The following is a 25185-nucleotide window of genomic DNA, read 5'->3' on the forward strand; positions in this document are numbered from 1 at the left end:
GTGATTGGTTCTTCTCCTCATCCCTGTTGTACTCATCTGATGTACTATAACGGTGGCAATAAATTGCAAATAAATGTAAAGAATATATATAGATATTAAAAAAGTCGGTTTAGTTAATCACTTTATTCAACATAGGTACCTTCATGTCCACAGCTACGATCGCTCAGGAACAGGTTAACCGCATCGTTTGGAATCAGCATCATGATCCGTTTGAAATACTTGGCTCTCATGCCATAGAACAAAATGGCAAAAATGTGTGGGCTGTACGTGCCTACCTCCCAAATGCAACCCAAGCATGGGTAATCGTTCCCCAAGAACGAAAAGAATACCCTATGCAACCCGTACATGATCCTCATTTTTTTGAATGTACGATTGAAACTCCAGAACTGGCCAACTACCAGTTACGGATTCAAGAAGGAGAACATGAGCGAGTTACTTATGACCCTTATGCTTTCCGTTCTCCTCGCCTAACAGACTTTGATTTACATTTATTTGCTGAAGGTAACCATCATCGAATTTACGAAAAACTAGGAGCGCACCCCACCGAAATCGACGGTGTAAAGGGTGTTTATTTTGCAGTTTGGGCCCCCAATGCCCGGAACGTTTCTGTACTAGGAGATTTTAACCTTTGGGACGGACGCAAACATCAAATGCGGAAAGGCCCCACAGGCGTTTGGGAATTATTCATTCCCGAATTGGGGGTAGGGGAACATTACAAATATGAAATTAAAAATTTTGAAGGACACATTTACGAAAAATCTGATCCTTTCGCTTTTCAGCAAGAACCCCGCCCAAAAACAGCATCCATCATCACTAATTTAAATTCATATCAATGGAATGACGAAGACTGGATGGAAAAGCGTCGTCACACCGACCCTCTGACTCAACCTGTCTCCGTTTATGAAGTACACCTGGGTTCTTGGCTACACGCTTCTAGTGCTGAACCGGCTAAATTACCAAATGGTGAAACTGAGCAAGTAGTTATTGTTTCTGAACTAAAACCAGGTGCGCGTTTTCTTACTTATCGGGAATTAGCAGACCGACTGATTCCCTACGTCAAAGATTTAGGATATACCCATGTAGAACTACTACCTATTGCCGAACATCCTTTTGATGGGTCTTGGGGTTATCAAGTCACTGGCTATTATGCACCTACTTCTCGTTTTGGTAGTCCAGAAGATTTCATGTATTTTGTTGACCAATGTCACCAAAACGGCATTGGGGTAATTGTCGATTGGGTTCCTGGTCACTTCCCCAAAGATGGGCATGGTTTGGCTTTCTTTGATGGCACTCACTTATACGAACACGCAGACCCTCGTAAAGGTGAACATAAAGAATGGGGTACTCTGGTATTCAACTACAACCGCAACGAAGTTAGGAATTTCTTAGTCGCAAATGCCTTGTTTTGGTTCGATAGATATCACATCGATGGCATTCGTGTAGATGCTGTGGCTTCGATGCTGTATCTTGACTATTGCCGTAAAGATGGTGAGTGGCTACCTAACCAGTACGGCGGTAGAGAGAACATAGAAGCGGCGGATTTCTTACGTCAAGTAAATTACCTCATTTTTAGTTATTTTCCTGGCGCACTTTCCATTGCAGAAGAATCCACTGCTTGGCCGATGGTGTCTTGGCCAACCTACACAGGCGGTTTGGGCTTTAACTTGAAATGGAACATGGGTTGGATGCACGATATGCTGGATTACTTCAGCATGGATCCTTGGTTCCGTCAATTCCACCAAAATAACGTCACCTTTAGTATGTGGTACAACCACAGCGAGAATTTTATGCTGGCGTTGTCTCACGATGAAGTTGTGCATGGTAAGAGCAACATCATCGGTAAAATGCCTGGTGATCGATGGCAGAAGATGGCGAATGTGCGTTGTTTATTTACCTATATGTTTGCTCACCCAGGCAAGAAAACCATGTTTATGAGCATGGAATTTGGGCAATGGAGTGAGTGGAATGTTTGGGCTGACTTGGAGTGGCAATTGTTACAGCATGAGCCACATCAACAATTGAAAAAGTTCTTCCAAGAACTCAACCAACTCTACCGTTCTGAGCCATCTTTGTACACCTTAGATTTTGCCAGAGAAGGGTTTGAGTGGATTGATTGTAGCGACAACCGTCACAGTGTAGTTTCTTTCATTCGCCGTGACAAAGATTCTGACAATTTTGTCGTGGTGATTTGTAACTTCACACCCCAACCTCATTCCCACTATCGCATCGGTGTGCCAGAAAAAGGATTTTATACCGAGTTGTTTAATAGTGATGCCCGTCAGTATGGGGGTAGCAATATGGGTAACTTAGGCGGTAAGTGGACAGATGATTGGTCAATGCACAATCGTCCTTATTCTTTGGATTTGTGTCTACCACCGTTGGGTGTGTTGATGTTCAAGTTAGATAAAGAGAAAACATCTAAAGCGTTAGGTTCTTAATCGTGAGGGTGGGTATAGTCCCACCTTTTTTTATATTTTGAAAATGCGATCGCACAGGTGTAGGGGAGAGGATTTTACAGTTTCTGCACAGATGCAGTGAATTATAACTGCTCGGTCGGACTTGAGATGAAGTGTGCGATGAACTGTTGATTCTCTTACCTTCAACATGTCTGCGTTCCGTTAGGTTGCCGTAGGCATTGCTTCATCTTGGTAACCTTGATTTGCTCAAAGTAAAATCTGCACTGTCTTGAAGAGATGAGTGGAATTGTTACCTTTCCTGGTTAAGTCAAATAGTCTATCTCATATCATGTCCGCTTTGATTACTTACTAAAACCTTTCAAACAACTTCTAAGTTTCTTTGCTTAAAATCCCATTATTATTTTTTAACTTAACTCTAGTACCAGGCCAACCTCGTCCCGCCCTCCGTCAAACTCGCTACTTGCTGTTGCTAGTCTTAATAGCTCTTTCGATGCGTCCTCTTTGGGGATAATGTGTTCAGCCTCAGTTTCCTGCAAAGCTTTGATGTCTGCTGGACTAATAACTGTTAAAGGCATGATTTTGGTCTCCTTTAGTAAGAAAAATTAGTTCTCGAACCCCGTTATTTACATTTGTGAGAGATTAAGGTTGAATGCCATTGATCAATCAGCAATAGTACTGAAAATTGCTGAAAATCACGATCATCAACACAATTTTTGAGCAGGCGATCGCTTAATCTTGATACGTATGATTCATTCTTGTCCTATAAGTTCAGTACAAGGATGTATTTCATACATATATCTTTCCTAAATTTTCAGAATATTTTCTAATTGACGAAAGTCAAATTATCTTAAAATCTCACTGATGATATGCGCCTTCTGTTTGAGGCCAAGTTATATCATGTCCGGTAAAAGACTTATGATTAAGACCGCAGGGGGCAGGGAGCTTCTGAGCAGGGGAGAGGGTTTAAAGATTTTTGCATAGATGCACGGAATCACAACTGATCACCCGAACATGATATTAGAGCCTGTCAAGAAACAGATTGTACAATTTGCTACCCAGAAAGCTTACTAAGAAAGTATCTCTCACTCAAAAAAGGCAAGGTTGTTTTGTGACAAACTCTTAGCCAGATTGCTCTTGATGAGAGCTAGGGTAGCTCTACTAACAAAGGATGAAGAATACTTTATTATACTTAAAATCAAACCAGTAGGTAGCAAATATAAGCTTAGTTGCAATTGCTTAACAGCTTACTTGATAGATAAGCTTACACCTAATATATAACCGTGTTAAATCCTTTTAATGAAAGTTTTAGAATTTACTAAAGCTTAATACTAGCTGTTAACATTTTAAGTTTTTATTAAATTTGCCTTGCTGCATATAAGCATATTGAATAAGACTATCAAAGGGAATTCCAAAAAAATAAAATCCTCAACAATTAAGAATAATAATCATTGTGACAAAAGGAAAAGCAGCCGGTGGCTGCTTTTCCTTCCCTCTTTTCGTAGTAAATTCAATTAGGGACTTCCAAGAAATAATTCGCGTCAAATTGAATTATTTAAACATAAAATTTGAAATCACTGATAAGATGTGTTGACTGTTAACAGTCAACAGTCAACAAATATTCAATAAGTTTGTCGCAACACTTCTTCTATTGAACCTATCTGTTGAAACATTGCTATTAGTTCATGTGACTTGGTTTTACGTTGCTCAAGTATTTCTTTTAATGGTGTTAGCAATTTGACATCTGGGTCATTAGCAAGGGCGAACTCAGATGCTTGTAAAACTTTTTTAGCATTAGCAAAAATATCTTCATTATCAAAACCTTCTTTGGCAGAAATCTGATGTAAAACTGCGTCGGGTATTGTAACTCTACCTTGTAAAGTTTCATCTAATACCAAACCTTTTAATAATGCCAGTAAGGCAGCATAAAGATTAAAATCATCACAACTGTCAAAAGCTTTAAATTCGATGCGTCCAATTTCTGCGGGAATGCGGGCAATTTTTGTTAATGATGGGACGCTAGGAATTAATTGTTCTTGTTTTTCAACAAAAACTAGGGTTGCTGAACGTTTTCCTGTTCTGATAAAAGTTCTGACAGATAGTCCTTCCCATAAACTCCCATTGTAAAAAGGAGAACTATAAGTAAAAGGGACAATATAAGGACTGTAATAAGTTAATTTTCTGCCAATATCGATTAAAGTTTTTGTAGACATATCTGCTACAGAAATATTCAAATCAGGCCCATAACTGACCATGTAAATATTGGCAGTTTGCTCGTCAGGATAAGCTTGTAGTTGTTTAATTTCAAAATCGTTGAGTGGGGGTTGAGGTTTAAACACAGTTTTGTAAGGGTTAAAACTAGTTAAAACTGGTGAGTAACCATAACTCGCAGCTACCTCGCGTAGTAAATTAAAACTTTCTGTTAATTCATTGACTGCGCCTTGAATATGAGTATGTATAGTTGTCCTAATTTCAATACCTTTAGCTAAACAATCAATTGGTTGATCAGAATCAGCAAATCTTTCAAATCCTTCGATATACCATCTCTTCTTTTTAATACCGGCATCACCTACACGCAATTGTGGATAGTCGCTGGGGTAGGTAGGTAGTCTTTCTACAATCTGATTGAAATCGGCAAACTTTGTATGGTCAAAATCTGCAAATTTTCCTTCTTGGTTCAAAAACGCAACTTCATGCTCAATACCAAAATAAAACATTGCTGATACCTTAATTCCTAATTGTCGATTTCTGCGTTTGTGAGATTTCCATCCAACTAGAACACCAATTCAGTAATGCTAGAAGAACCTCTCCCCCATCCCCTCTCCTACGAGGAGAGGGGAGTTGCGCTACCCCCTTCCTTTGTAGGGCTGGGAGTTAGAGGTTGTTTGAAAAGTATTATTGTTAACATCAAAATCTGAAAAACCTAACCCCCCAAGCCCCCCTTCCCTACAAGGGAATGGGGGTTTTAAAGCCTCTCTCCTCGCACGGGAGCCAGTGCGTTGCGGTGAATCAGCGCTGCGGGAGGGTTTCCCGACCCAGGCGACTGTGAACCCGAAGGGGGATTCCCACGACAGTCCGCTCAAGTCGGGAAACCCGCCCACGCGGCTGTCTCCCCGTTGTAGCAACTGGCGTGAGAGCTTTGGAGAGGGGTTTTTAGTATCTTTCATGACTTTCCAAACATCCTCTTAGGTTTTTAATTACTGAATCGATCCTCTAGTGCGTTTTGCTTATCCACTGACTCATAGCCGAATCTCAATAGAAAATCCCGGCTGATGGTGTTAGAGGTTGGTATATGCCTTCATTATTGAGGATTATTCTTTAATAAATACCACCTTATTTGAGATTAATTTGCAGTAGTAAATGTAGCAAATTCAACTCTTTGAGTGTGATAAGAGTTGTAAGTCAGAAATTTGGAGGTACATACACTACTTGGATTAATTTTTATACGATAAATTTAAGTAAAAAATTTCTCAAGATTTTTTTAAGAGTAGTGTGGTCAGGAAGCGATCGCTTTTTGGTTGTAGTTAACGAAAGCGTAAATCTTAAAAGCCTGTTAGTTAACTGTGCAATCAGTGACCTTCAAGGTAGCCTAGTATTCACCGAGAGAAGTTTGAGGCGAAGTGTATGACAAGTGTCATAAAATCCCCATACAGTAGCGAACAAATTGCAGCTTGGTTACGTGGACTGCTAACGATTGCTTGGGCAGATGGTAACTTTGATGACCATGAACAGCAATTAATTGCCAGTATCACCAAAGAAGAGTTAGCACCTAGCCTAAAATGGGAATCTTTTGAGGTAATTACACCAGAAGAATTAGCCGTAGTGTTGGGTAAAAGCACACCAGCAGCCGAAAATTTTTTACGTACAGCTGTAATGGTAGCGATCGCTGATGGTACATATTCCCCTAGCGAAGATCAAGTTCTGCATCAGTTTTGCCAAGCTTTAGAACAACCAGAAGATATTATCGCCGCCCTCCGTCACACCCTAGAAATTCAAGACCAGCTAGTTACTGCAACAGATATATCCAAAGTACCACCTCATTTACCACTCGACTCTCTGCGCGACTGGTTAGATGGGCTAGATGTTCAAGACCCCAGAGTCGCTCGATTTTTATGTAAAATGATTCCTTCTCAGTGTCCCTTTGAACGAGATGTCACTTTATTTGGACGCAAAATTGTTCATATACCGCCTTTGTGTAAGATTAATCCCCTTTATGAACAACTAGTAGGTTTACGTTTCCGCGCCCTCTCTTATTTGGCAGATGATTGCGGCGAGGATGTCACTCCATATATTTAAGTGCTGAGTATTGATTGTTGAGTTCTGAGTTAAAAGTAGAGAATAAGAGTAAAGCATTGATTAAAAAACTTATAATTTAAAACTCACAACTCAACACTGTAAAAATATGCAATTCATTGATCAAGTAGAAATTGAAGTTGAAGCAGGTAAAGGTGGCGATGGAATTGTCGCCTTCCGCAGAGAGAAATATGTGCCGGCTGGCGGCCCTTCTGGCGGAAATGGCGGACGAGGTGGTTCAGTTATTTTCCAAGCTGTAGAAAATCTCCAAACCCTACTGGACTTTAAATATAACCATCTTTTTAAAGCAGAAAACGGTGGTCGAGGCGGCCCTAATAACCGCACTGGTGCATCCGGAAAAGATTTAATCATCGAAGTTCCCTGCGGTACAGTAATTTATGATGCTGAAACTGATGAAATCATCGGTGATTTGGTTGAACCAGAACAAACTTTAGTAATTGCTGAAGGCGGTAAAGGTGGGCTAGGAAATCAACATTTTTTAAGCAACCGCAACCGCGCCCCAGAATATGCGCTCCCAGGTTTAGAAGGGGAAAAGAAACACTTACGTTTGGAGTTGAAACTATTAGCCGAAGTGGGAATTATTGGTTTGCCAAATGCTGGTAAATCTACCTTGATTTCATCTTTATCAGCAGCAAGACCAAAAATTGCCGATTATCCTTTCACTACCCTTGTGCCGAATTTGGGTGTAGTGCGAAAACCGACTGGTGATGGTACAGTTTTTGCCGATATTCCCGGATTGATTGAAGGTGCAGCCCAAGGTGCAGGTTTGGGGCATGATTTCTTACGTCACATTGAACGCACACGAGTTCTATTACACTTGATTGACGCAACTAGTGATGATGTCATCAGAGATTACAATACAATTCAACAAGAATTGCAAGCTTATGGACGAGGTTTAGCAGAGCGTCCCCAAATTTTAGCACTGAATAAAATTGATGCAGTTGATCGAGAAGAAGTTGATTTAGAAGCATTAGCTACCCAATTAAATCATCTTTCTTATGCTCCGGTTTTCTTGATTTCTGCGGTAACGCGTACTGGGTTAGAACCAATGTTACAAGAAGTTTGGAATATTCTTGACCAAATTAATGCAATTGAAGCAGAGCAAGTGTTTAGTTAGGGTTTGCGGAAAAAGTTCTTTGGTGGAGGTAGGGAACAGGGAACAGGGAACAGGAAGAGGTATTTTCATTGTTCCTTGTGAGTGCAACTCATGGAGTCTCTTGCAAAAGTTGTTATTTGCGAGCTTTTCTTTTATTTCTGACTAATCAATTTAGCGATCGCAATTGCTAAATCAAGCGGATCTACGGGTTTGGGGATATGTCTTTGAAAGCCTGCTGCCATTGCTTGTTTGTAGTCAATTTCGCCAGCATAAGCGGTAAGGGCGATCGCAGGAATTTGCCCGCCTTTATCTGGGGGTAGTTGTCGGACTTGGCGTAGCAACATATAGCCATCTGTAATTGGCATTCCAATATCGCTTAATAAAATGTCTGGCTGTAACTTGACTAATGCTTCTAATGCCTCAGATGCAGATGATACTGCTGTGACTTCTGCCCCATATTGTTCTAAGGCAAAAGTGAAAAACTCTAACACGTCAGCTTGATCATCAACAAATAAAATTCGCACTCCTGCCAGTAATGACTCCTGAGTTGCCATATCTACCTGTGCAGACTCGGCATTCAGCACTGCGGAATCAGCACTTTTATGCAGTGGAAGTCGGACGGTAAAAGTTGCCCCTTGTCCTTCTCCTTTGCTTTCTGCCGAGACTGTACCGCCGTGCAGTTCTACTAAATGGCGGACAATCGCCAGTCCTAAACCGAGTCCGCCAAAAACTCTGGTAGTTTTGCCATCTGCTTGGCGGAAATATTCAAACACGTAGGGTAAAAATTCGGGAGTGATACCTTTACCGTTATCAATTACTTGAATTTGTGCTTCATTGCCGACTTGCTCTAAACTTACTTCTACCCGTCCCTCTGCTGGTGTAAACTTCACCGCATTGGATACAAGATTCCAGACAATTTGTTGCAAGCGATCGCCGTCGCCCATAACTTCGACGTTATGATTCGGCAGTACTGTTTGCAGTTGAATGGATTTGGCTTCGGCGGCTAAACGTACTGTTTCTAACGCTGCGGTAATTGTGCTGTTTAAATCTACAATGCGGATATGCAAACTTAGCTTACCGCGCAAAATCCGCGACACATCTAATAAGTCTTCTATAAGTTGGGCTTGTAACTTGGCGTTGCGCTCGATTGTTTCTAACGCCCGGCAGATTGTCGCTTCGTCGTTTTTGCGGGTACGGAGTAATTTTGCCCAGCCCAAAATCGGGTTGAGGGGTGTTCTGAGTTCATGGGAAAGTACAGCCAGAAATTCATCTTTGATGCGGTTGGCTGTTTCGGCTTCGGAACGGGCAAGGCGTTCGGCTTCGTAGAGTTGAGCGCGGGCGATCGCTTGCGCACACTGTTGCCCCAGTGTCAACATAAATCCTTGATCTGCTTCGGGAAATGTTTGGACAGTAGCAAAGCTTAACCCTAATGCCCCTATGACTTGTTTTTCTAAGATTAGTGGAATACAAGCAAAAGCACAATTTCCTGTGACAGATAAAGCTTCTGCCAAGTGGGGATAACTAGCTGCTAAGGCTTCTGGACTGGCAATAAAAATTGGCTTGCCAGTTCTCACCGTTTCCGCTAAAGGCACAGCCGCCGTCACCGGAAAACTTTCCCAAGCCTTCAGTGCTGATTGCGAATAGCCAGTTGCTTGGACAATTTTGAGATAACTGCCGTGTTCTGCTAACAAGACAACAGAACCAGCAGTAGCACCCAAGGCAGAAATTCCTTGGTTGACTACCACATCAGCTACTTGTTGCGGTGTAATAGCTTCTGAAAGGGCAGCAGTGATTCTTTGTAAACGCGCAGTCCGGCTGACAGCTAATTCTGCGGCTTGCTTTGCCTGCTGAGTTTTTTGGTAAAGTCTAGCATTGTCAATGGCTGTAGCAGCATGGCGAGCTAAATCTTCTGCTAATGCCAAGTCTGCTGAGTTGTAGGCGGGGCTAGATTCGCCTCTTACTAAAGAAATTACGCCAAATACTTGCTCTCGCAAATGCAGGGGAATGATCATTAAAGAACCTATACCAAGGCTTTGCAGTAATTGCAAATGCTCCTCATCTTGAGCCATTGCTGCGAGAATTTTGGATGGAACTTCAGGACAAAAGATAGGTTCTCCCCTTAGCAATTTTTTCCGAAAAGGACTGTTGTTTTCATATTTAACGGGATAACGCCGTCGCATTTGGGTGATTATTTCTACCTTTGCCGGATTAACGGCGATCATCGCCACCTGTTGAACTGTATAATCTTCTTTGACAATATCAATCACACACCAATCTGCTAAAGTCGGCACTACCAACTTAGCGACATTATTCAAAGTGACTTCATAATCGAGTGAGGCAGCTAGTAGACTACTGGCTTCAAATAAAAAGCTTTGGGCTGCTTCGGCTTGTTGGCGTTCTTGTAGAGCGGCTTGCCGTTCGCTGATATCTTCAATAATGCCGACTGCATACTTCGCTTGCCCATGAATATCCCAAACTGCTGAAGAAGTCAGATTTACCCAAACGATAGAACCATCTTTGCGAATGTAGCGTTTCTCTAAGGAATAACCACTAATTTCCTTAGCTAACACTCTTTCAGCTTGTTTCCAATCACTTGCCAAGTCATCAGGATGGGTAATGTCCTGAAAGTTCATCTGGATTAATTCTTCTTGGCTGTACCCGGTAATGTCGCACAGGGCAGGATTCACTTTTAGAAATTGTCCATTTAAACCTACCAAAGCAATTCCTACTGCTGCTTGGTTGAACATTGCCCGGAATCGTGATTCACTCTCGCGCAGAGCAATTTCAGCGACTTTGGTTGCTGTCACATCCGATAAAATAATGCCAATGCCCTCAGTTTCATCCAGAGCATTGCGCACTGGGTAATAGTTACCCAACCAGTAGCCAAACGTTCCTGGTTTGCCTGGTGGTTCCCCACTAATTTCGATATTCAACAGCGGTTCGCCTGTCTGTAAGACTTGCTGTAATGGGGCTTCAAACTGAGCCGCCATACTGGGAAATACTTCGCTAAATTTGCGTCCTAGATGGGCTTCGATGGGGAAACCGTTAATGTCGGCTAAAAACTGATTAATTCTGATATAGCGTAGTTCTCGGTCTAAAAAGCAGACAGCTACGGGTGCGCCAGCTAACAAAGCATCTAACAGTGACAGCGATTCGGCATATTTGATTAAAGCTTGATGATTATCTCGATAAAGTTGGGCATTTTCTACGGCTAAGGCAGCGCGATAGGCAATATCTGTGGCTAAACTTAAATCAGCTTGATCGTAGCAACGATGAGAATCAGCGATCGCAAATGTCATACAACCCAATACGCGTTTGTGTGCTACCAATGGCACAACCATTGCCGACTTCACCTTCATCTGCCGGACAATTGCTAAATGTTCCTCGTTTTGTGCCGCCTCCACTAACATAGAATCAGTTACTTCAGCAATTAATTCTGGGTTGCCTGTTTGCAGTACTCTAGCGATCGGATGTTCACCTTGAGTATTCGGTACATACTCCTGAAGTTTCTTGGCTAACTCTGCCTTAGACGCATCTGCATAAGCCACAGGTAAGCGACGAATACTACCATCCTCAGTGAAAATTTCCACACTGCACCAGTCAGCTAGTTGGGGTACAGAAATTTTGGCAATCTGCTGTAAAGTTTCCTCATAATCTAATGACGTAGAAAGTAAACTACTAATTTCTGCAACATAACGGAGTTGCTCTTCTGTCTGTTTGCGTTCTGTAATATCGAGGACAAAAAAAGCTCCTCGGTCTAAAGTGTCCTCAAAATGACTGCTACCGATTAATACTGGTAAGCGACTACCATCTTTGCGGATATATTCTTTCTCAAACGGAATGCAAAAGGAATTGTATTGAAATTGTCTCAGTGCTTCCTCATCAAGTGGTAAATATTCCACAGGTGTCAGACTTCGCCAGTCTAGTTCTCCACTATTTAATTCTTCGCGGCTGTAACCCAGCATATTTAGCAAAGCATCATTGGCATCTGTGATTCTGCCATCGCGTTCCCAGAAGCCAATACCAATCATATTTGATTCAACCACACTGCGAAACTTCGCTTCGCTTTCCCGCAATGCTTGTTCCGCTTGTTTTAAAGGAGTGATATCAACGCCAGTAACTCCTACTCCCAGTAACTTTCCATTTGGTAAACTTACCGGAAAGTAGCTGACTAAACTTTGACGATGTACTCCTGGTGGATATGTTTCACCGCTGACTTCTTGATTCAGTAATGGTTCCCGCGTTTCCATCACTTGCTGAAAAACAGGCTCTAATTGCTCTGCCCATTGTGGTAATATTTCCCTTAAAGTCCGGCCAATGTGTTGACTTAGCGGTATCCCATTAATAGCAGCTAAAGCTTCATTCGCATAAACATAGCGGAGTTCTGTATCAAAAAATGCCAGTGCTACTGGTGAACTAGTTAACCAAGCATTCAGCAACGCCAAAGATTCATCTTTTTGCTGAAGAGCTTGCTGAAGTTTGCTTTGTAACTTAGCTTTTTCGATTTCTGCTTGCTTGCGTTCAGTAATATTCACCGCTACACAAGTTAATCCACCTTCTACCCCTTTGAGCGGTTCCACTAGCAAGTCATAATAAAGAATTTTCCCCCGCAGAGTTACACAAACCTCTTCACGGGAAGAAACATCTTGTTCTATTACTCTTTGCTTAATCGCTGTTAATTCCTGCGCTATTGAAATTGGGAAAAGTTCATAATCAGTTTTGCCCAGCACTGATTCTGTTTTGTCTACTCCCTGAAGATTATGCACCCACTGATAGCGTAAATCTCTATCCTGCTGAAAAACTATAATATCTGAATTGGTTAAAGCTAAGCGAAATCGCTCTTCACTGACTTTGAGTTTTTGGTAATTGATTTCAGCTTTGCGCTTAGTGTGCCTTAATGCTTCGCAGATAACACTGAACAGCATTCCTTGTAAAGCAAATAACAGTATCTTGACACTATTAGATAAGTTTAAATCCAGTGTGTACTGTTGGGAAAGAAAAAAGTAATCGCTTAGTATTACCGATAATAAGGTTGCCAGCAGCCCTGCTTTCAAACCACCATACCAAGCACTCACCATCACAGCACCAAAAAATAGCAGGAATGGCGTTCCCTGCATGTTTAGCATTGGGTCAAGCAATAGCATTACTACTAGTGCTGTGGCGACAATTAACACCACAAAGCCATAACGGAGAAACTGCGAATAATGAATGTAGGGCATGAAAACACTTGCAAAAAACCAAAACTTGTGGCGTGGTCTATACATACCCTAAGCTAGTTTCCAAGTTTTTGGAACTCATCTTCCGATAGATCCTTGCTTTAGAAAAACAAATACCTTTTGCTAGTGGTCAATTTTTCGCAAATATTGTATGTATTTCTAAATAAGATTGTAATATTACAAGCTTTTATTAATAGTAATTTATTAATTATTCACAAACTAATTTTTCTCAATTTATCTTAAACTATAGAAGCAAAAATGTGGCTGCATTAGCAACAAAGTTTGAACTGATTGTCATTTATTAGCTTCTAACATCAGTATGATTAAATATGAAGAGTTAATGTGTATTGCTCAATACAGCAACTAATTTTTCTAGATGCGTTCCTTCATGAGTAGCCATTAGAGAAATTCTGATGCGGCTGGTAGGTACTGTCGGTGGACGAATTGCGGGGGCAAAAATACCTGCCTCTTTGAGTTGTTGACCAACTCGCAGGGCATCGGTTGGACTGGCTAATTGAAAACAAAGTATAGGTGATTCTGTAGGCAACAATTTCAGGTTAGGTAACTGCTGTTGCATTAAATTTTTCAGGTAATCTATATTGCGCCACAATTGCATTCGCCGCTGGGGTTCTTGCTGCACAATTTGAATTGCGGTTAATGCTGCTGCTGTATCCGCAGGTGAAAGTCCTGTGGTGTAAATCCACGTTGGGGCGCGATTGCGTAAAAAATCAATTAGGTTGGCATTTCCGGCTACATAACCGCCCAAACTACCCAAAGCTTTACTCAAAGTGCCAATTTGAATTAATTGCTTTCCTGTACATCCAAAATGCTCAACACATCCAGCGCCAGTTTTACCAATTACTCCAGTGGCATGAGCTTCATCAACTAGCAGCATACAGTGAAATTCTTCAGCTATTTCTAACAATGTTGGTAAAGGACATAAATCACCATCCATACTGAAGACACTATCAGTAATAATTAAACAACGACGGTAGTTTTGTCGTTGTTGGCTGAGTTGAGTTTTTAAAGCTGCAACATCACAGTGGGGATATTCAATAATTGCTGCGCCGCTGAGAATTGCCCCGTTTTTGAGGCTGGAATGATTGTATTGGTCAGAAAGAATTAAATCGCGTTTGCCAACTAAAGCCGCGATCGCTCCCAAGTTAGCAAGGTATCCTGAACTAAAGACAATCGCATCTTCGGTTTGTTTTAAAGATGCGATCGCTATCTCTAACTCTCTGTGTAATTTTCTGTGTCCACTGAGTAATCGAGAACCAGTGCTGCCAGTACCAAATTCATGAATAGCTGCGATCGCCGCCTCAATTAATCGCTCATCTCCAGCCAATCCCAAATAATCGTTACTGGCAAAATTAATCACCTCTCGCCCTGCCAAAACAACCTTTGCACCAGGGCGATCGCTCAATGTCTGTACTGAACGATACCAGTCCGCCCGATGAATCGTCGCCAATGATTGTTCTATCCAAGCATAAGGGTCTGTGGTCATAGGCGAAAGAGGAAACTTATACTGTTTACTTTTTACCTTACTCAATACTGAATGCTGAGTACTTTTTACCTTACTCAGCACTCAGCACTTTCAACTCAGCACTCTTAATTAAAGTGCTTCTGGTGGAGCAATATCTGAGCCGACACTAATTCCAGTTTTACTGGATTTAATACCTGGTTTAGTAATTATTTCAGAATTTTGGCTTGATTGGGAAATAGATGAAGACGGCGTGACATCTGGATTTACAGTTGTGTCAATTTTCCCAGGCTGAGACATTACTGATAATCCTCCCACCGTCCCAGCGACGAGTGCTGTATAGCCCACATACAAATGTATAGGTCGCAATTCTAGCTTCAATTTTTTGGAAGTCTTTTTAGGCTGAGACCAAGAAGGTAATACTGATGGTACGGTGTTAGTTGCAGGTAATGAATTGGCTAAAACTGCACCATTTAGCCCTAAAGCATTACCCATAACCCGGATAAATCCTCGGACTAAAATATCTTCTGGTAATGAATCTAAGTCAGCATTTTCTACTGCTTCCATTTGATGGATTGGCAAGTGAGTGAACATACTCAAGTCTCTCAAACAAAAACCTTTAGCATCACGGGCTTGTCGCAGTTGCTGACCAATTTGACGCATAATTTCTCGACGCTGTTGGGCTAAGTTTTGCTTGGCTAGTTCAGCTTTAGTAATTTTTTGATTGGGGTTCAGCCAGTTCATGAGTGTTGGCAGAGGATGTTTGTGTTCAGGACTTTCTGCATCCTTGATAGAGGAAATGGTTACATCTTCAGTTGCCAAAGCTGTTGATAATTTTGTTATTTGTGGGTCGAGATTATTGTTGGTGATGCTATTTGCCACATCATGAGAGTTTTCTAGCTCTGTACTTGCCTGTTGGTTGCTATCTAACACTTTTGCATGATGTGCAAATTGCTGAAATGCTAAACCAATTGCTTCTCTACTTACAGCTTTAAACAAAGTCTTAGCTTCTGCGGAAGAGCCGAGTAACTTTTGCAGTGCAGCCACCGCTTGACGATAAACTTTACTGCGATGGAGTTCGGCTTCAATTTCACCCAGCAGCGATCGCAGTTCGTCTTGCGAAATTTCAATAGCAGGATTTCCCGGAATTTTGAACAAGTATGCTGGTGTTGTAGTCATGATTGAAGTTGCTCCTGATGCCAAGCAAAGACTGGTTATACCTGTATAAATTTTCCTTGCGCTTGAATGTTGCACCCGGATATTTATGTATGAATTTGTAAAATTTTTGGATAAAATTATTACTCAATAATAATCTTATATAAAATACTTATCTCAGCTACAACCAAGAAAGTATAGCTGGAAATGCTTGTAGAGTTTTGCCTTAGTTTGGCAAGGTTTATGTAACATCTAAATATTGAACTATGTGCTTTTTTAGTATTATTACTGAACTAAAAAAGCAATAATTTTACATAAAACCTTGTTTGGATTGTACCTAACAGTTGATTAAATTTTTACTTCTTGTTAAATCAATTTAATAACTTGATAGTAATTACATGATTAAAGAGGAGTTTTGTACTCCTCCAATTGCCTACTACATCAAGGATGAGAATTATTATGTGCCTTGGCTTTTTGTACAAATAACTGCACCCATTGCAGATATTTGCCACCAGAGACGACAGCTGCATCGTTGTGGTCTGCACCTGGAACCAAAATGAGTTGTTTCGGTTCAGGCGCAGCATCATATAGTTTTTGGCTCATGTAAGACGGTACAGTTGAGTCAGCAGTTCCGTGAATGAATAAAACTGGCATTCGCAACTGAGATACTTTTTTGATAGATTCAAAGCGCTGTGTCAGAATCAAATCGACGGGAAATAGCGAAAACGATTTGCGAGTAGATACCATCTCACGGATAGATGTAAACGAACTTTCCACAATTAAGCCAGCAGCTTGCGGCTGTTTAACAGCCAAATCAATAGCGATCGCACCACCTAAAGAATGGCCGTAAATAAAAATTTGCTGGGGTGGAATCTTTTGTTGTTGTGTGAGATATTGCCAAGCTGTAGCAGCATCTTGATAAACTCTCATTTCATTAGGAAAATCGCCTTGACTGCGACCATATCCCCGATAATCAATCAGCAGCACCGAAAATCCTAGTTGATAAAAGCGATGGGTATGAGCTATATTTGCGCCAATATTAATGCCATTCCCGTGCAGATATAACAACACCTTGGCATCGGGCTGGTCGGCTTTAATCCACCAACCGTGGATTTTTTCCACCTTTCCCACGCTAGTTTTTACAGGTATCCAGACTTCTTGATAAGGCAGATTGAATAACTCTGGTGTTTTTTCAATAACACTAGAGGGAAAAAAGATGAACCTGGGTTGCTGAACAAACAAAAATAGACAGATGGTGCAGTAAGCGATCGCTGCAATTATGCCGACAATCAGTAGCAGCCTCAACCCTAATAACGATAACAATTGCAGCTTACGTATTTTCATGTGAGCGATTTTATGCTTTAAAAAATACTTGTATAGCAGTTTTCGTTTTGTTCGTATAGGGTCGATAGCGACTTTTCTCTGAGTCCCACAATGTGTACTAGAGCAGTTTTACACAATTCATAAATGACGAGATCCTCGACTTCTCTAAGAAGTCGGGGATCTGAGCCTCTCGATTTCAGTTTCCAATTAGAATTAAATTAGTCAAAAAAATTGACATTAATTTAGTAATTCTTCTGTTAAATGGTAAACATGAGTTAATTTGAGGAGAAGGGCGTGAATCTCTTACAAGACAATCAAAAAGAACAGTTACAAGAAATAAGTAAAACTTTAAAAAAAGTAAGAGAAGAAAAATCTATTCAACTTGAAGAGGTAGCAATTAAGACGAATATTCGACTGGCTTGCTTAAAAGCTTTAGATGCTGGTAAATTCGATGAATTACCTGAACCTGTTTACATTCAAGGATTTATCCGTCGTTATGCAGATGTCATAGGCTTAGATGGTGCTACCTTAGCCAAAACTTTTTCCACAGAAGTTAAGACTCCAGAATTTGATAGTAATTACAGTCAAAACTCAGAGAATAAACCAAAATTCCGCTTACCTGTGTTTATACCTTACGCTGTATTGTTATTAGTTGCTGCATTTGGGCTAATTTACGTACTCAATCCCCAATTTTCAGCCGAATCTCTGGTCAAAAAATTCAACGTAGGAACGCCACAAAAACGAACAACAACAGCATTATCTACACCTGCATCATTACCAAAATCTGAATCTTCTACATCTTCAAATCAGGAACAAACTTCAATATCTGCTCAAAATCCGGCGACTCCATTACCTGTAGTCGCATCCCCCGCAGCATCCCCCAACAATACTGCGAGTCAAGCTGTAGCCGTCACTTTAGAACTTCAAGGTAAATCCTGGTTACAAGTCAAAGTAGACGGCAAAACCGAGTTTGTGGGTGATTTAAACAAAGGCGATCGCAAAACTTGGACAGCCAAAAAACAGTTGACTGTCCGTTCTGGAAATGCTGGTGCTGTATTGATTTCTGTGAACAATCAACCAGCAAAACTCTTAGGAAATCCAGGTAAAGTCAAAGAAGTCACATTTACTCCAGAAGTTAAAAGTCAACAGTCAACAGTCAATAGTCAATAGTCAATCCTTCTTTTCCCTTGTTCTCAGCAATCAGCACTCAGCACTCAGCACTATAATTCTGGTTGACGTAAATGCCAATCTGTCGATTGTTCATAAGCGTAAGCGACTTGCAAGATTTGGTCTTCTCTTAAGACATTGCCAATTACTTGCAAGCCGATGGGCAGTCCGTTATCGTCAAAACCACAGGGTAAGCTGATACCAGGTAAACCAGCCAGATTGACGGGAATAGTCATCAGGTCATTTAAGTACATACTCAAGGGATCTGCGGTTTTTTCCCCGGCTTTGAATGCTGTAGTGGGAGAAGTAGGAGTAACTAATACATCGACTTTTTTAAACGCATTTTCAAAGTCTTGCTTGATGAGGGTGCGGACTTTTTGCGCTTTGAGATAGTAAGCATCGTAATACCCAGCAGATAAGGCGTATGTGCCAATCATAATTCGGCGTTTGACTTCGGTGCCAAAACCAGTAGCACGGGTACGAGTGTACATAGACAGCAAATTATCTGCATCAGGTGTGCGTAAACCATATTTCACGCCATCGTAACGAGCTAGATTAGCTGATGCTTCGGATGGAGCAATGATGTAGTAGCTTGGTAAGCCATAGCGGAAACGAGGACAAGAAACTATGTGAATTTCTGCGCCTAAACTTTGTAATTGATCGATTGCTTTAGTAACAGCTTCCTCAACAACGGAGTCTAAACCTTGACCAAATGTTTCTGTAATTACCCCGATGCGCAACTTTCTTCTGGCTTTGAGATCTGGTCTTAAGGTAGCCGCGTAGTCAGGAATTTCTACTTTTAGGCTAGTGGAATCTTTAGGATCATAACCTGCGATCGCTCTGAGCAAAATTGCTGTATCTTCGACAGAACGTCCAAAAGGCCCAATTTGATCCAAAGATGAAGCGTAAGCCACCAAACCATAGCGAGAAACTAACCCGTATGTGGGCTTCAACCCGACTACACCACAGAAAGATGCTGGTTGGCGAATTGAACCACCAGTATCCGAACCAAGGGAAACAACACATTCTCCTCCGGCGACTGCTGCGGCTGAACCTCCAGAAGAACCACCAGGAACCCGCGTTAAATCCCACGGATTAGCTGTTACTTGATAGGCAGAGTTTTCTGTCGAACTACCCATTGCAAATTCATCTAGATTGGTTTTGCCAACCATCACAGCCCCTGCATCCAGCAGTTTTTGTGTCACTGTTGACTCATAGGGAGGCACAAAATTTTCCAAAATGCGGGAAGCGCAAGTAGTAGGAATTCCCTTGGTACACATGTTATCTTTGATGCCAATCGGAATCCCTGCTAAGAGGCCAATTTCTTCGCCAGCAGCAATTTTGGCATCTACAGCACGAGCTTGCTCTAACGCCTGCTGTGCGGTTACATGCAAGAAACTGTGCAATTTCGGCTCTAACGCTTGAATGTTATCTAAAGCTTCTTGGGTAATTTCAACGGCAGAACGTTCTTTTTTAACTAGCTGTTCGTGCAACTCGCGTATGGATGCCATGACTGCTCCCTTGGTGACTCAAGTCATTGATTTTAGTACATATTGCAGGGAAGTATGAAGTATGAAGTCTAAAGTCTAAAGTCTGAAGTGAGTTTATAGGGTATCCCGTCTTGGATGTTGAAATGAGTGCAGAAACACGGGACTATCTGTAAACCCGTGCTGGCAGGTTTAGTTTGTATAGCCTCATACAGAAGTCTGAGTATTTGCTTTATACTTCACACTTCACACTTCACCCTTCACCCTTCATACTTCATACTTTCCTGTATTACAGCTTGAAAACAGCAAATATATACTTGATAAGCGTATGTTTGCAAATTATAAAATTTGAACTATTAACTTAGCTATAAATTTCAGTTATTGTCGTGTAAGAAGATAGGAGTGGAACTTACACAAGTAAATTTTTGAGTCTGGTGATTCATTCATAATTGAAGTAATATTATTCACTTTTATTGATTTTGTTGCGGGGAACAGAGAGATGGTCAAAATAATTACTCGTAAATATATTGGTCAAGAAAATGTATATGACATTGGAGTAGAACAAGACCATAATTTTGTCATTGAAAACAATTTAATAGCGTCTAATTGCTTTAATAAATCTCACTCTACTGCTTATGGATATGTGACTTATCAAACTGCATATTTAAAAGCGAATTATCCATTAGAATATATGGCAGCACTGTTAACGGCTAACAGTGGTGATACAGACAAGGTACAGAAATATATTTCGACTTGTTTGAGTATGAATATTCAAATAGAGCCGCCGGATATTAATCGCTCTGGTGTAGATTTTACACCCGTAGGAGACAAAATTTTATTTGGTTTTTCCGCAGTGCGCAATGTGGGGCAGAATGCGATCGCCTGTATTTTAGAAGCGCGTGAGCAGGAAGGGGAGTTTAAATCACTGTCTGATTTTTGCGATCGCGTGGATTTACGCGCAGTTAACCGCCGGACTTTGGAATCATTGATATACTGTGGAGCTTTTGACAAATTTGAACTTAATCGCCATCAATTAATTAAAGACCTAGAACTTGTTTATGATTGGGCGCAATCTCGTGCTAAAGATAGAGCTAGTGGTCAAGGTAATTTATTTGATTTATTAGGCGGATTTTCTGCCACTACCAAAACAGTAAATAACGTTTTTGATTCTGCACCAAAAGCCCAGCCTGTACCAGATTTTCCGCCGCAGAAAAAGTTGCAGATGGAAAAAGAATTGCTGGGATTTTATGTCTCAGATCATCCACTAAAATCTATCAAACATTCGTCTTCGATTTTAGCGCCGATTAATTTGTCACAACTCGGTGAACAGAAAGAAGACACATTACTTTGTGCGGTTGTGATGTTAAATAATGTGAAAAAAGTCATGACCAAAAAAGGCGATCCGATGGCGATTTTACAGATAGAAGATTTAACTGCTCAATTAGAAGCAGTGGTCTTTCCTAAAACTTATGAAAGGGTGAGTAATGCACTCGAAGTTGATGCGAGATTAATTATTTGGGGTAAAGTTGACCGAAGAGATGAACAATTGCAATTAATTGTGGAAGATGTCGAACCAGTAGAAACCGTGCAAATGGTGATGGTAGAGTTAACTCCTCAACAAGCTATCACAATTGAAGAACGCGATCGCTTACGTACAATTTTGAAAGAACTGTCAGCAGATAAAGAAAAAGCCAAAGTTCCTGTAATTGGAATTGTACAAGCTGGTAACTCTCGTCAACTTGTCCGGTTTGGAAGGCAATTTTGGGTACAAGATTCACGCTCAACTGTTTTAGCACTACAAAATGCTAGATTTCTTGCTCATGTAAAACAATTGACTGGTAATTAATCAAAGATTACTAAAAAATTAGGTAACAAAAATTACTGTAATTGATATCTTGAATATTGCTTCGTCAACAGTATATTGCCGTAGTAATACTGTAGTAAACTCGTTTTTTTAGTGACTTATGCGGATGAAGTTTTCTTGTAGGTAATGATATTTTTTGATGCTAGAGGGAGTGTGATATTGCTAAGTAAAGGAGCTAAAGCTTAATGATTGCAAATGATTTACATAGATTTGTTTCTTATTGTAAAAAAATTCAACCCCAAACCCAAGAAGATATCAAACAGTTTTTTGAAGGGGTGATAGTTTTTCCTTACGATAAGGAACTACTTTTGCAAGCTTATTTGTTTTTAAATATTAAAAATTTATTTCCTGATTGTTGCGAATTACTGTTATTTGAAAAATCGCCAATTGCAGATTACACTGATTTAGGAAAATGTGATTTTGTCTATCTTACATTACAAGGAAATTTGTTTTTAATCGAGACTAAATTTATTGATACAGAAGCAACAGGTGCTACAGAAAGAAAAAGACGAAATAAGCACAGAAACAAAGTATTTGAGCAAGTAATTACTTTAAAAAATCGCTTTAGTGAATATTGGGATATTAAACTGAATCAATTAGAATGTGGCGTTTTCACTACAGATGCAGAAGTGGAATGGCGGGGTAATGGTATGAATGTTATTACCAAGTCAATAGCAATTGATCAGCTAGAAAAATGGCGGAGAAATTATAGAAGAATTAACTAACTATTTTTGTAAATATATTAATTTATTATTTAACTTTTATTAAATTATATTTTTATTTTATGTTAATACTAAATTATTAGAGACGCGGAAATTCGCGTCTCTAATGTTTTATGCTGGTGACGGTTAATCAATTCTAAATTTGGGCTACACCATCCAACAAACCATCAGAAATAATCACACCATTACTAGCAGCAATTTTTTCCACAACATCTAATTCGCCAAGATTAATCACTGGTAATAGATAATCATATAATTGCATTGCCTGTAAACAACTATTAATACCAGATACTGCTGTGTTATAACTTTCAATCTTTTGTTCAACAGCACTTAGCAAACGGCGATTATTTAAAATTTTCTCTTCAGCTTCGTGTTGCAAAGTCTGTTCTAAATAAATACGCGCCTGTGGGTACTGCTGTAAAATCGCATCCGCTTGTTGTTCCGCCATTGGTAGCAACTGAGTTTTCAGAATTTGATTGATAGTTTGACGGAAAGATTTGCGAATTGTGTGCGAAACTTTTGGTTCAAAATCTAACTTCAATAATTGCCTAATTGCTGGTTCAGCTTCTATCATGCTTTCACAGTCGTAACTTTGGGAAGTTTGCTGCAAAGTCTGACGAAACTGATAGATAGAAAAAGTACCTTCATCATAAAATCTAGCACTTTCTCGAACGAAGCGATCGCATTCTACCCGCGCCGCACTGACTAAAGCTAATGATACCTGTTTTTCTACAACTTTTAACTCTTGTTCAATCCCACCATCATTACCCAACAAACGATATAACTGACGGTAGTATTCGGTTTTGCGAATTTTCTCCATTAACCGTTGAAATAAATTCGCAATTACTTGTTCGGAACAATCTACTAAAATATCTTCCAATTGATTGGATAAATAATAAAAAGCCTCTACTAAAATTGCAATTAATGGTGCAGTTGCATTACGCGGATGAGTAAGAGTCGCACGTCGATAAGCATCAGCTACAGAAAAAGTATCTAGCAATTCATCTAAACGCCGAATCATGCGTGATTGCAATTGGCGAAAATCGGTTTCAAACGCATCACAAGCATTATTAATTACATGGTTAACTTCTTCTGTAATATCTTGATTAAAATCTTTACCAATTTGCTGTAGTTGCTGATTAAGTCGCTGTAGTTCCTGTGACTTCATCGCTTCAATTTCTCGTGGTTGACTGTCTAAATCTCGATAAGCTGATTGATAATATTCTTTCAGCTTAATACAAATATCTTCTAAATCATCAGCCAGATTTTGAAAAAGCATGGGACGCTTTTCTTCAGTCAAATAACGACTAATTGCTACTCGAAATTCTTCAATTCCACTATCGAGAATTAGCTGATTAATTAAAGGTGTTCCTTGTTCATTTAAAATCCGCAAATAGTTTTGATTTGGGGTTTCATAACCATTGAGAGAAATCCGAAAATTAGTATGAGCAAGCTTACCAGAAGTTACACAGTAATTATTAAATGCGTAGACAAACTGTGGTGTTTCTTCTTGATTATTTAATCCTTGCACACTTTCAGCAAAGATAGAATCTAAACCAAATCTATCTTGTAAACTTGTCTGTTTAATTTGGCTACCGTAAAAACCAAGTAAGCCACTGGTTTTATAAACTCTGCTAGTATCCCGAAACTGATTATTAATTAAATCATCCAACCGTTGCCTTAGTTGCGTATTGTACCAAGTTTCATCGATGCGGTTGAAGACATAAAAAACGCGATCGCGGATTCCGCCATTTCCCCGCATTGTTTCTAAAAGTGCAGTTTCTTCTTTTGTCATATCACCAGCAGATGCAGGTTTCAAGACACACACCACCGCTGATGTATCTGGATGTTGAATTTTGGCGTAAGTTAACTGTGCATCCTTCTCTACTGGTGCATCAATTCCTGGTGTATCAATAATAACGTTACCATCTTCCAAAAGAGGATGGTGACAATAATATTCAATCCGCTTTAAAACTGCACTATTACTCCCACGACGTGCATATCCAGCCGCTTCTTTCAAATTAGAAAAGTTAAATTTTTCCATTGAATATGTGGCATTATTGATTGTATGAATATGTTCCCGGTTAGCTTCATATCCTGTCAATAATAAGATTAATGCTTTCGCTTGTTTTGCCCGTTCAGATTTACTTTCCCCACCTTCCTGCTGAATGATGGCTTCACAGCCTTGATGTAGTAAATTGCTAACTTCAGTTTGATTTATATTTGCTGCTGTTTTAAATCCTAGTTGCTGACATAAATAACTTACTTGTTCCCGAATCTCAGCTTCGCTTAAAAATGTCAAAACTACTCTTTCTTTATCTATTTGCGCATACTCAATTTTGCATTCTGTACCTGTAGCGTGTCCCTCTGCACTGTAGAGTAATTCTCTCTCTAGTAGTGCATTAATTAGCATAGATTTGCCTGCACTAAATGCACCTGCAAACACAATCTCAAACTTGGGAGAAATAGCCTTGCCCAAAGAAGTTTGTACAGGTGTGATATCTTGAGAACGCAAAGATGGTTCTTGCTGTAAAAGTTGCAATATTAATTCTACTTGCTCTTTTAAATTTGCGCACTGAATTGGCAGATTAGTCATTTTGAATACCCTGGTATTACTTATCAATATTAATAACCATTGAATCTGCCAAACCTCAGTAATTTTACGCTGAAGTAAATAAATTATTTGATAGATAAAATCCCCGACTTCTTTAAGAAGTCGGGGATCTGAACACCAGACACCAGATATGAATACTACATAACGTATTAATTAACAAAATATTTTTTGTCAAATAATTTTCTTTTCCATTTTAAATAAACAAATGTATCAATTACTGTAATAATTTAATCTTTGGCTTCAATCTAAGCTATTAATAAAATCTAACTAGAGAGGGATGAAATCAAAACTGGTTCTATACCAATAACATCAATGTTTGCTGGTGAAACTGAA

14 protein-coding genes are annotated in these 25185 nt (G+C 40.0%); 6 read left to right on the forward strand and 8 right to left on the reverse strand.

The genetic code is table 11. From position 1 onward, the window contains the following. Positions 1–143: 143 nt before the first annotated feature. Positions 144–2438 carry a 1,4-alpha-glucan branching enzyme gene (gene glgB, locus ACMX3D_RS13855; protein ID WP_482751975.1) on the forward strand — a complete coding sequence of 765 codons (2295 nt, stop codon included), beginning with the start codon at positions 144–146 and terminating at the stop codon, positions 2436–2438. A gap of 383 nt (positions 2439–2821) precedes the next feature. Here the strand turns inward: glgB and ACMX3D_RS13860 are convergent, their stop codons facing one another. Both ACMX3D_RS13860 and ACMX3D_RS13865 read right to left on the reverse strand, forming a co-directional pair. Next, positions 2822–2992, reverse strand: coding sequence for a hypothetical protein (locus ACMX3D_RS13860; RefSeq protein WP_482751976.1), 171 nt, complete (start codon positions 2990–2992; stop codon positions 2822–2824). Between the two features lie 1044 nt (positions 2993–4036). Beyond that, complete coding sequence (locus ACMX3D_RS13865) at positions 4037–5131, reverse strand: glutamate--cysteine ligase (RefSeq protein WP_482751977.1); 1095 nt, start codon at positions 5129–5131, stop codon at positions 4037–4039. Positions 5132–6038: 907 nt separating this feature from the next. Here ACMX3D_RS13865 and ACMX3D_RS13870 point away from each other — a divergent pair. After that, on the forward strand, positions 6039–6710 hold the full coding sequence (locus tag ACMX3D_RS13870; protein ID WP_482751978.1) for a Mo-dependent nitrogenase C-terminal domain-containing protein: 672 nt from the start codon (positions 6039–6041) through the stop codon (positions 6708–6710). A gap of 106 nt (positions 6711–6816) precedes the next feature. Continuing rightward, positions 6817–7845: a GTPase ObgE gene (gene obgE / locus ACMX3D_RS13875; RefSeq protein ID WP_482751979.1), complete on the forward strand. Its 1029-nt coding sequence runs from the start codon at positions 6817–6819 to the stop codon at positions 7843–7845. A 131-nt stretch (positions 7846–7976) separates the two neighbouring features. Here the strand turns inward: obgE and ACMX3D_RS13880 are convergent, their stop codons facing one another. The 4 genes from ACMX3D_RS13880 to ACMX3D_RS13895 form a co-directional block, all read right to left on the reverse strand. Then, positions 7977–13043, reverse strand: coding sequence for a PAS domain S-box protein (locus ACMX3D_RS13880; RefSeq protein WP_482751980.1), 5067 nt, complete (start codon positions 13041–13043; stop codon positions 7977–7979). 334 nt (positions 13044–13377) lie between these two features. Further along, a complete protein-coding gene (gene bioF / locus ACMX3D_RS13885) occupies positions 13378–14544 on the reverse strand; it encodes an 8-amino-7-oxononanoate synthase (RefSeq protein WP_482751981.1) in 1167 nt (388 codons plus the stop codon). Between the two features lie 108 nt (positions 14545–14652). Further along, positions 14653–15699, reverse strand: a complete 1047-nt coding sequence (locus ACMX3D_RS13890; RefSeq protein ID WP_482751982.1) for a helix-turn-helix domain-containing protein — start codon at positions 15697–15699, stop codon at positions 14653–14655. A gap of 417 nt (positions 15700–16116) precedes the next feature. Next, on the reverse strand, positions 16117–17019 hold the full coding sequence (locus tag ACMX3D_RS13895) for an alpha/beta hydrolase (RefSeq protein ID WP_482751983.1): 903 nt from the start codon (positions 17017–17019) through the stop codon (positions 16117–16119). 273 nt (positions 17020–17292) lie between these two features. Between ACMX3D_RS13895 and ACMX3D_RS13900 the strand changes: the two genes are divergently transcribed. After that, positions 17293–18168 (forward strand): RodZ domain-containing protein, encoded by an 876-nt coding sequence (locus tag ACMX3D_RS13900; protein ID WP_482751984.1) that lies wholly within the window; start codon positions 17293–17295, stop codon positions 18166–18168. 50 nt (positions 18169–18218) lie between these two features. Here the strand turns inward: ACMX3D_RS13900 and gatA are convergent, their stop codons facing one another. After that, on the reverse strand, positions 18219–19676 hold the full coding sequence (gene gatA / locus ACMX3D_RS13905) for an Asp-tRNA(Asn)/Glu-tRNA(Gln) amidotransferase subunit GatA (RefSeq protein ID WP_482751985.1): 1458 nt from the start codon (positions 19674–19676) through the stop codon (positions 18219–18221). A 475-nt stretch (positions 19677–20151) separates the two neighbouring features. Between gatA and ACMX3D_RS13910 the strand changes: the two genes are divergently transcribed. Both ACMX3D_RS13910 and ACMX3D_RS13915 read left to right on the forward strand, forming a co-directional pair. Next, a complete protein-coding gene (locus ACMX3D_RS13910; protein ID WP_482751986.1) occupies positions 20152–21498 on the forward strand; it encodes a helix-hairpin-helix domain-containing protein in 1347 nt (448 codons plus the stop codon). Between the two features lie 203 nt (positions 21499–21701). After that, the gene (locus ACMX3D_RS13915) at positions 21702–22241 is read left to right on the forward strand and encodes a hypothetical protein (RefSeq protein WP_482751987.1); all 540 of its coding nucleotides are present in this window, start codon (positions 21702–21704) and stop codon (positions 22239–22241) included. Between the two features lie 133 nt (positions 22242–22374). Here the strand turns inward: ACMX3D_RS13915 and ACMX3D_RS13920 are convergent, their stop codons facing one another. Next, positions 22375–24834, reverse strand: coding sequence for a dynamin family protein (locus tag ACMX3D_RS13920; protein ID WP_482751988.1), 2460 nt, complete (start codon positions 24832–24834; stop codon positions 22375–22377). Positions 24835–25185: the final 351 nt, after the last annotated feature.

Source organism: Anabaena sp. TISTR 8404 (assembly GCF_056847745.1).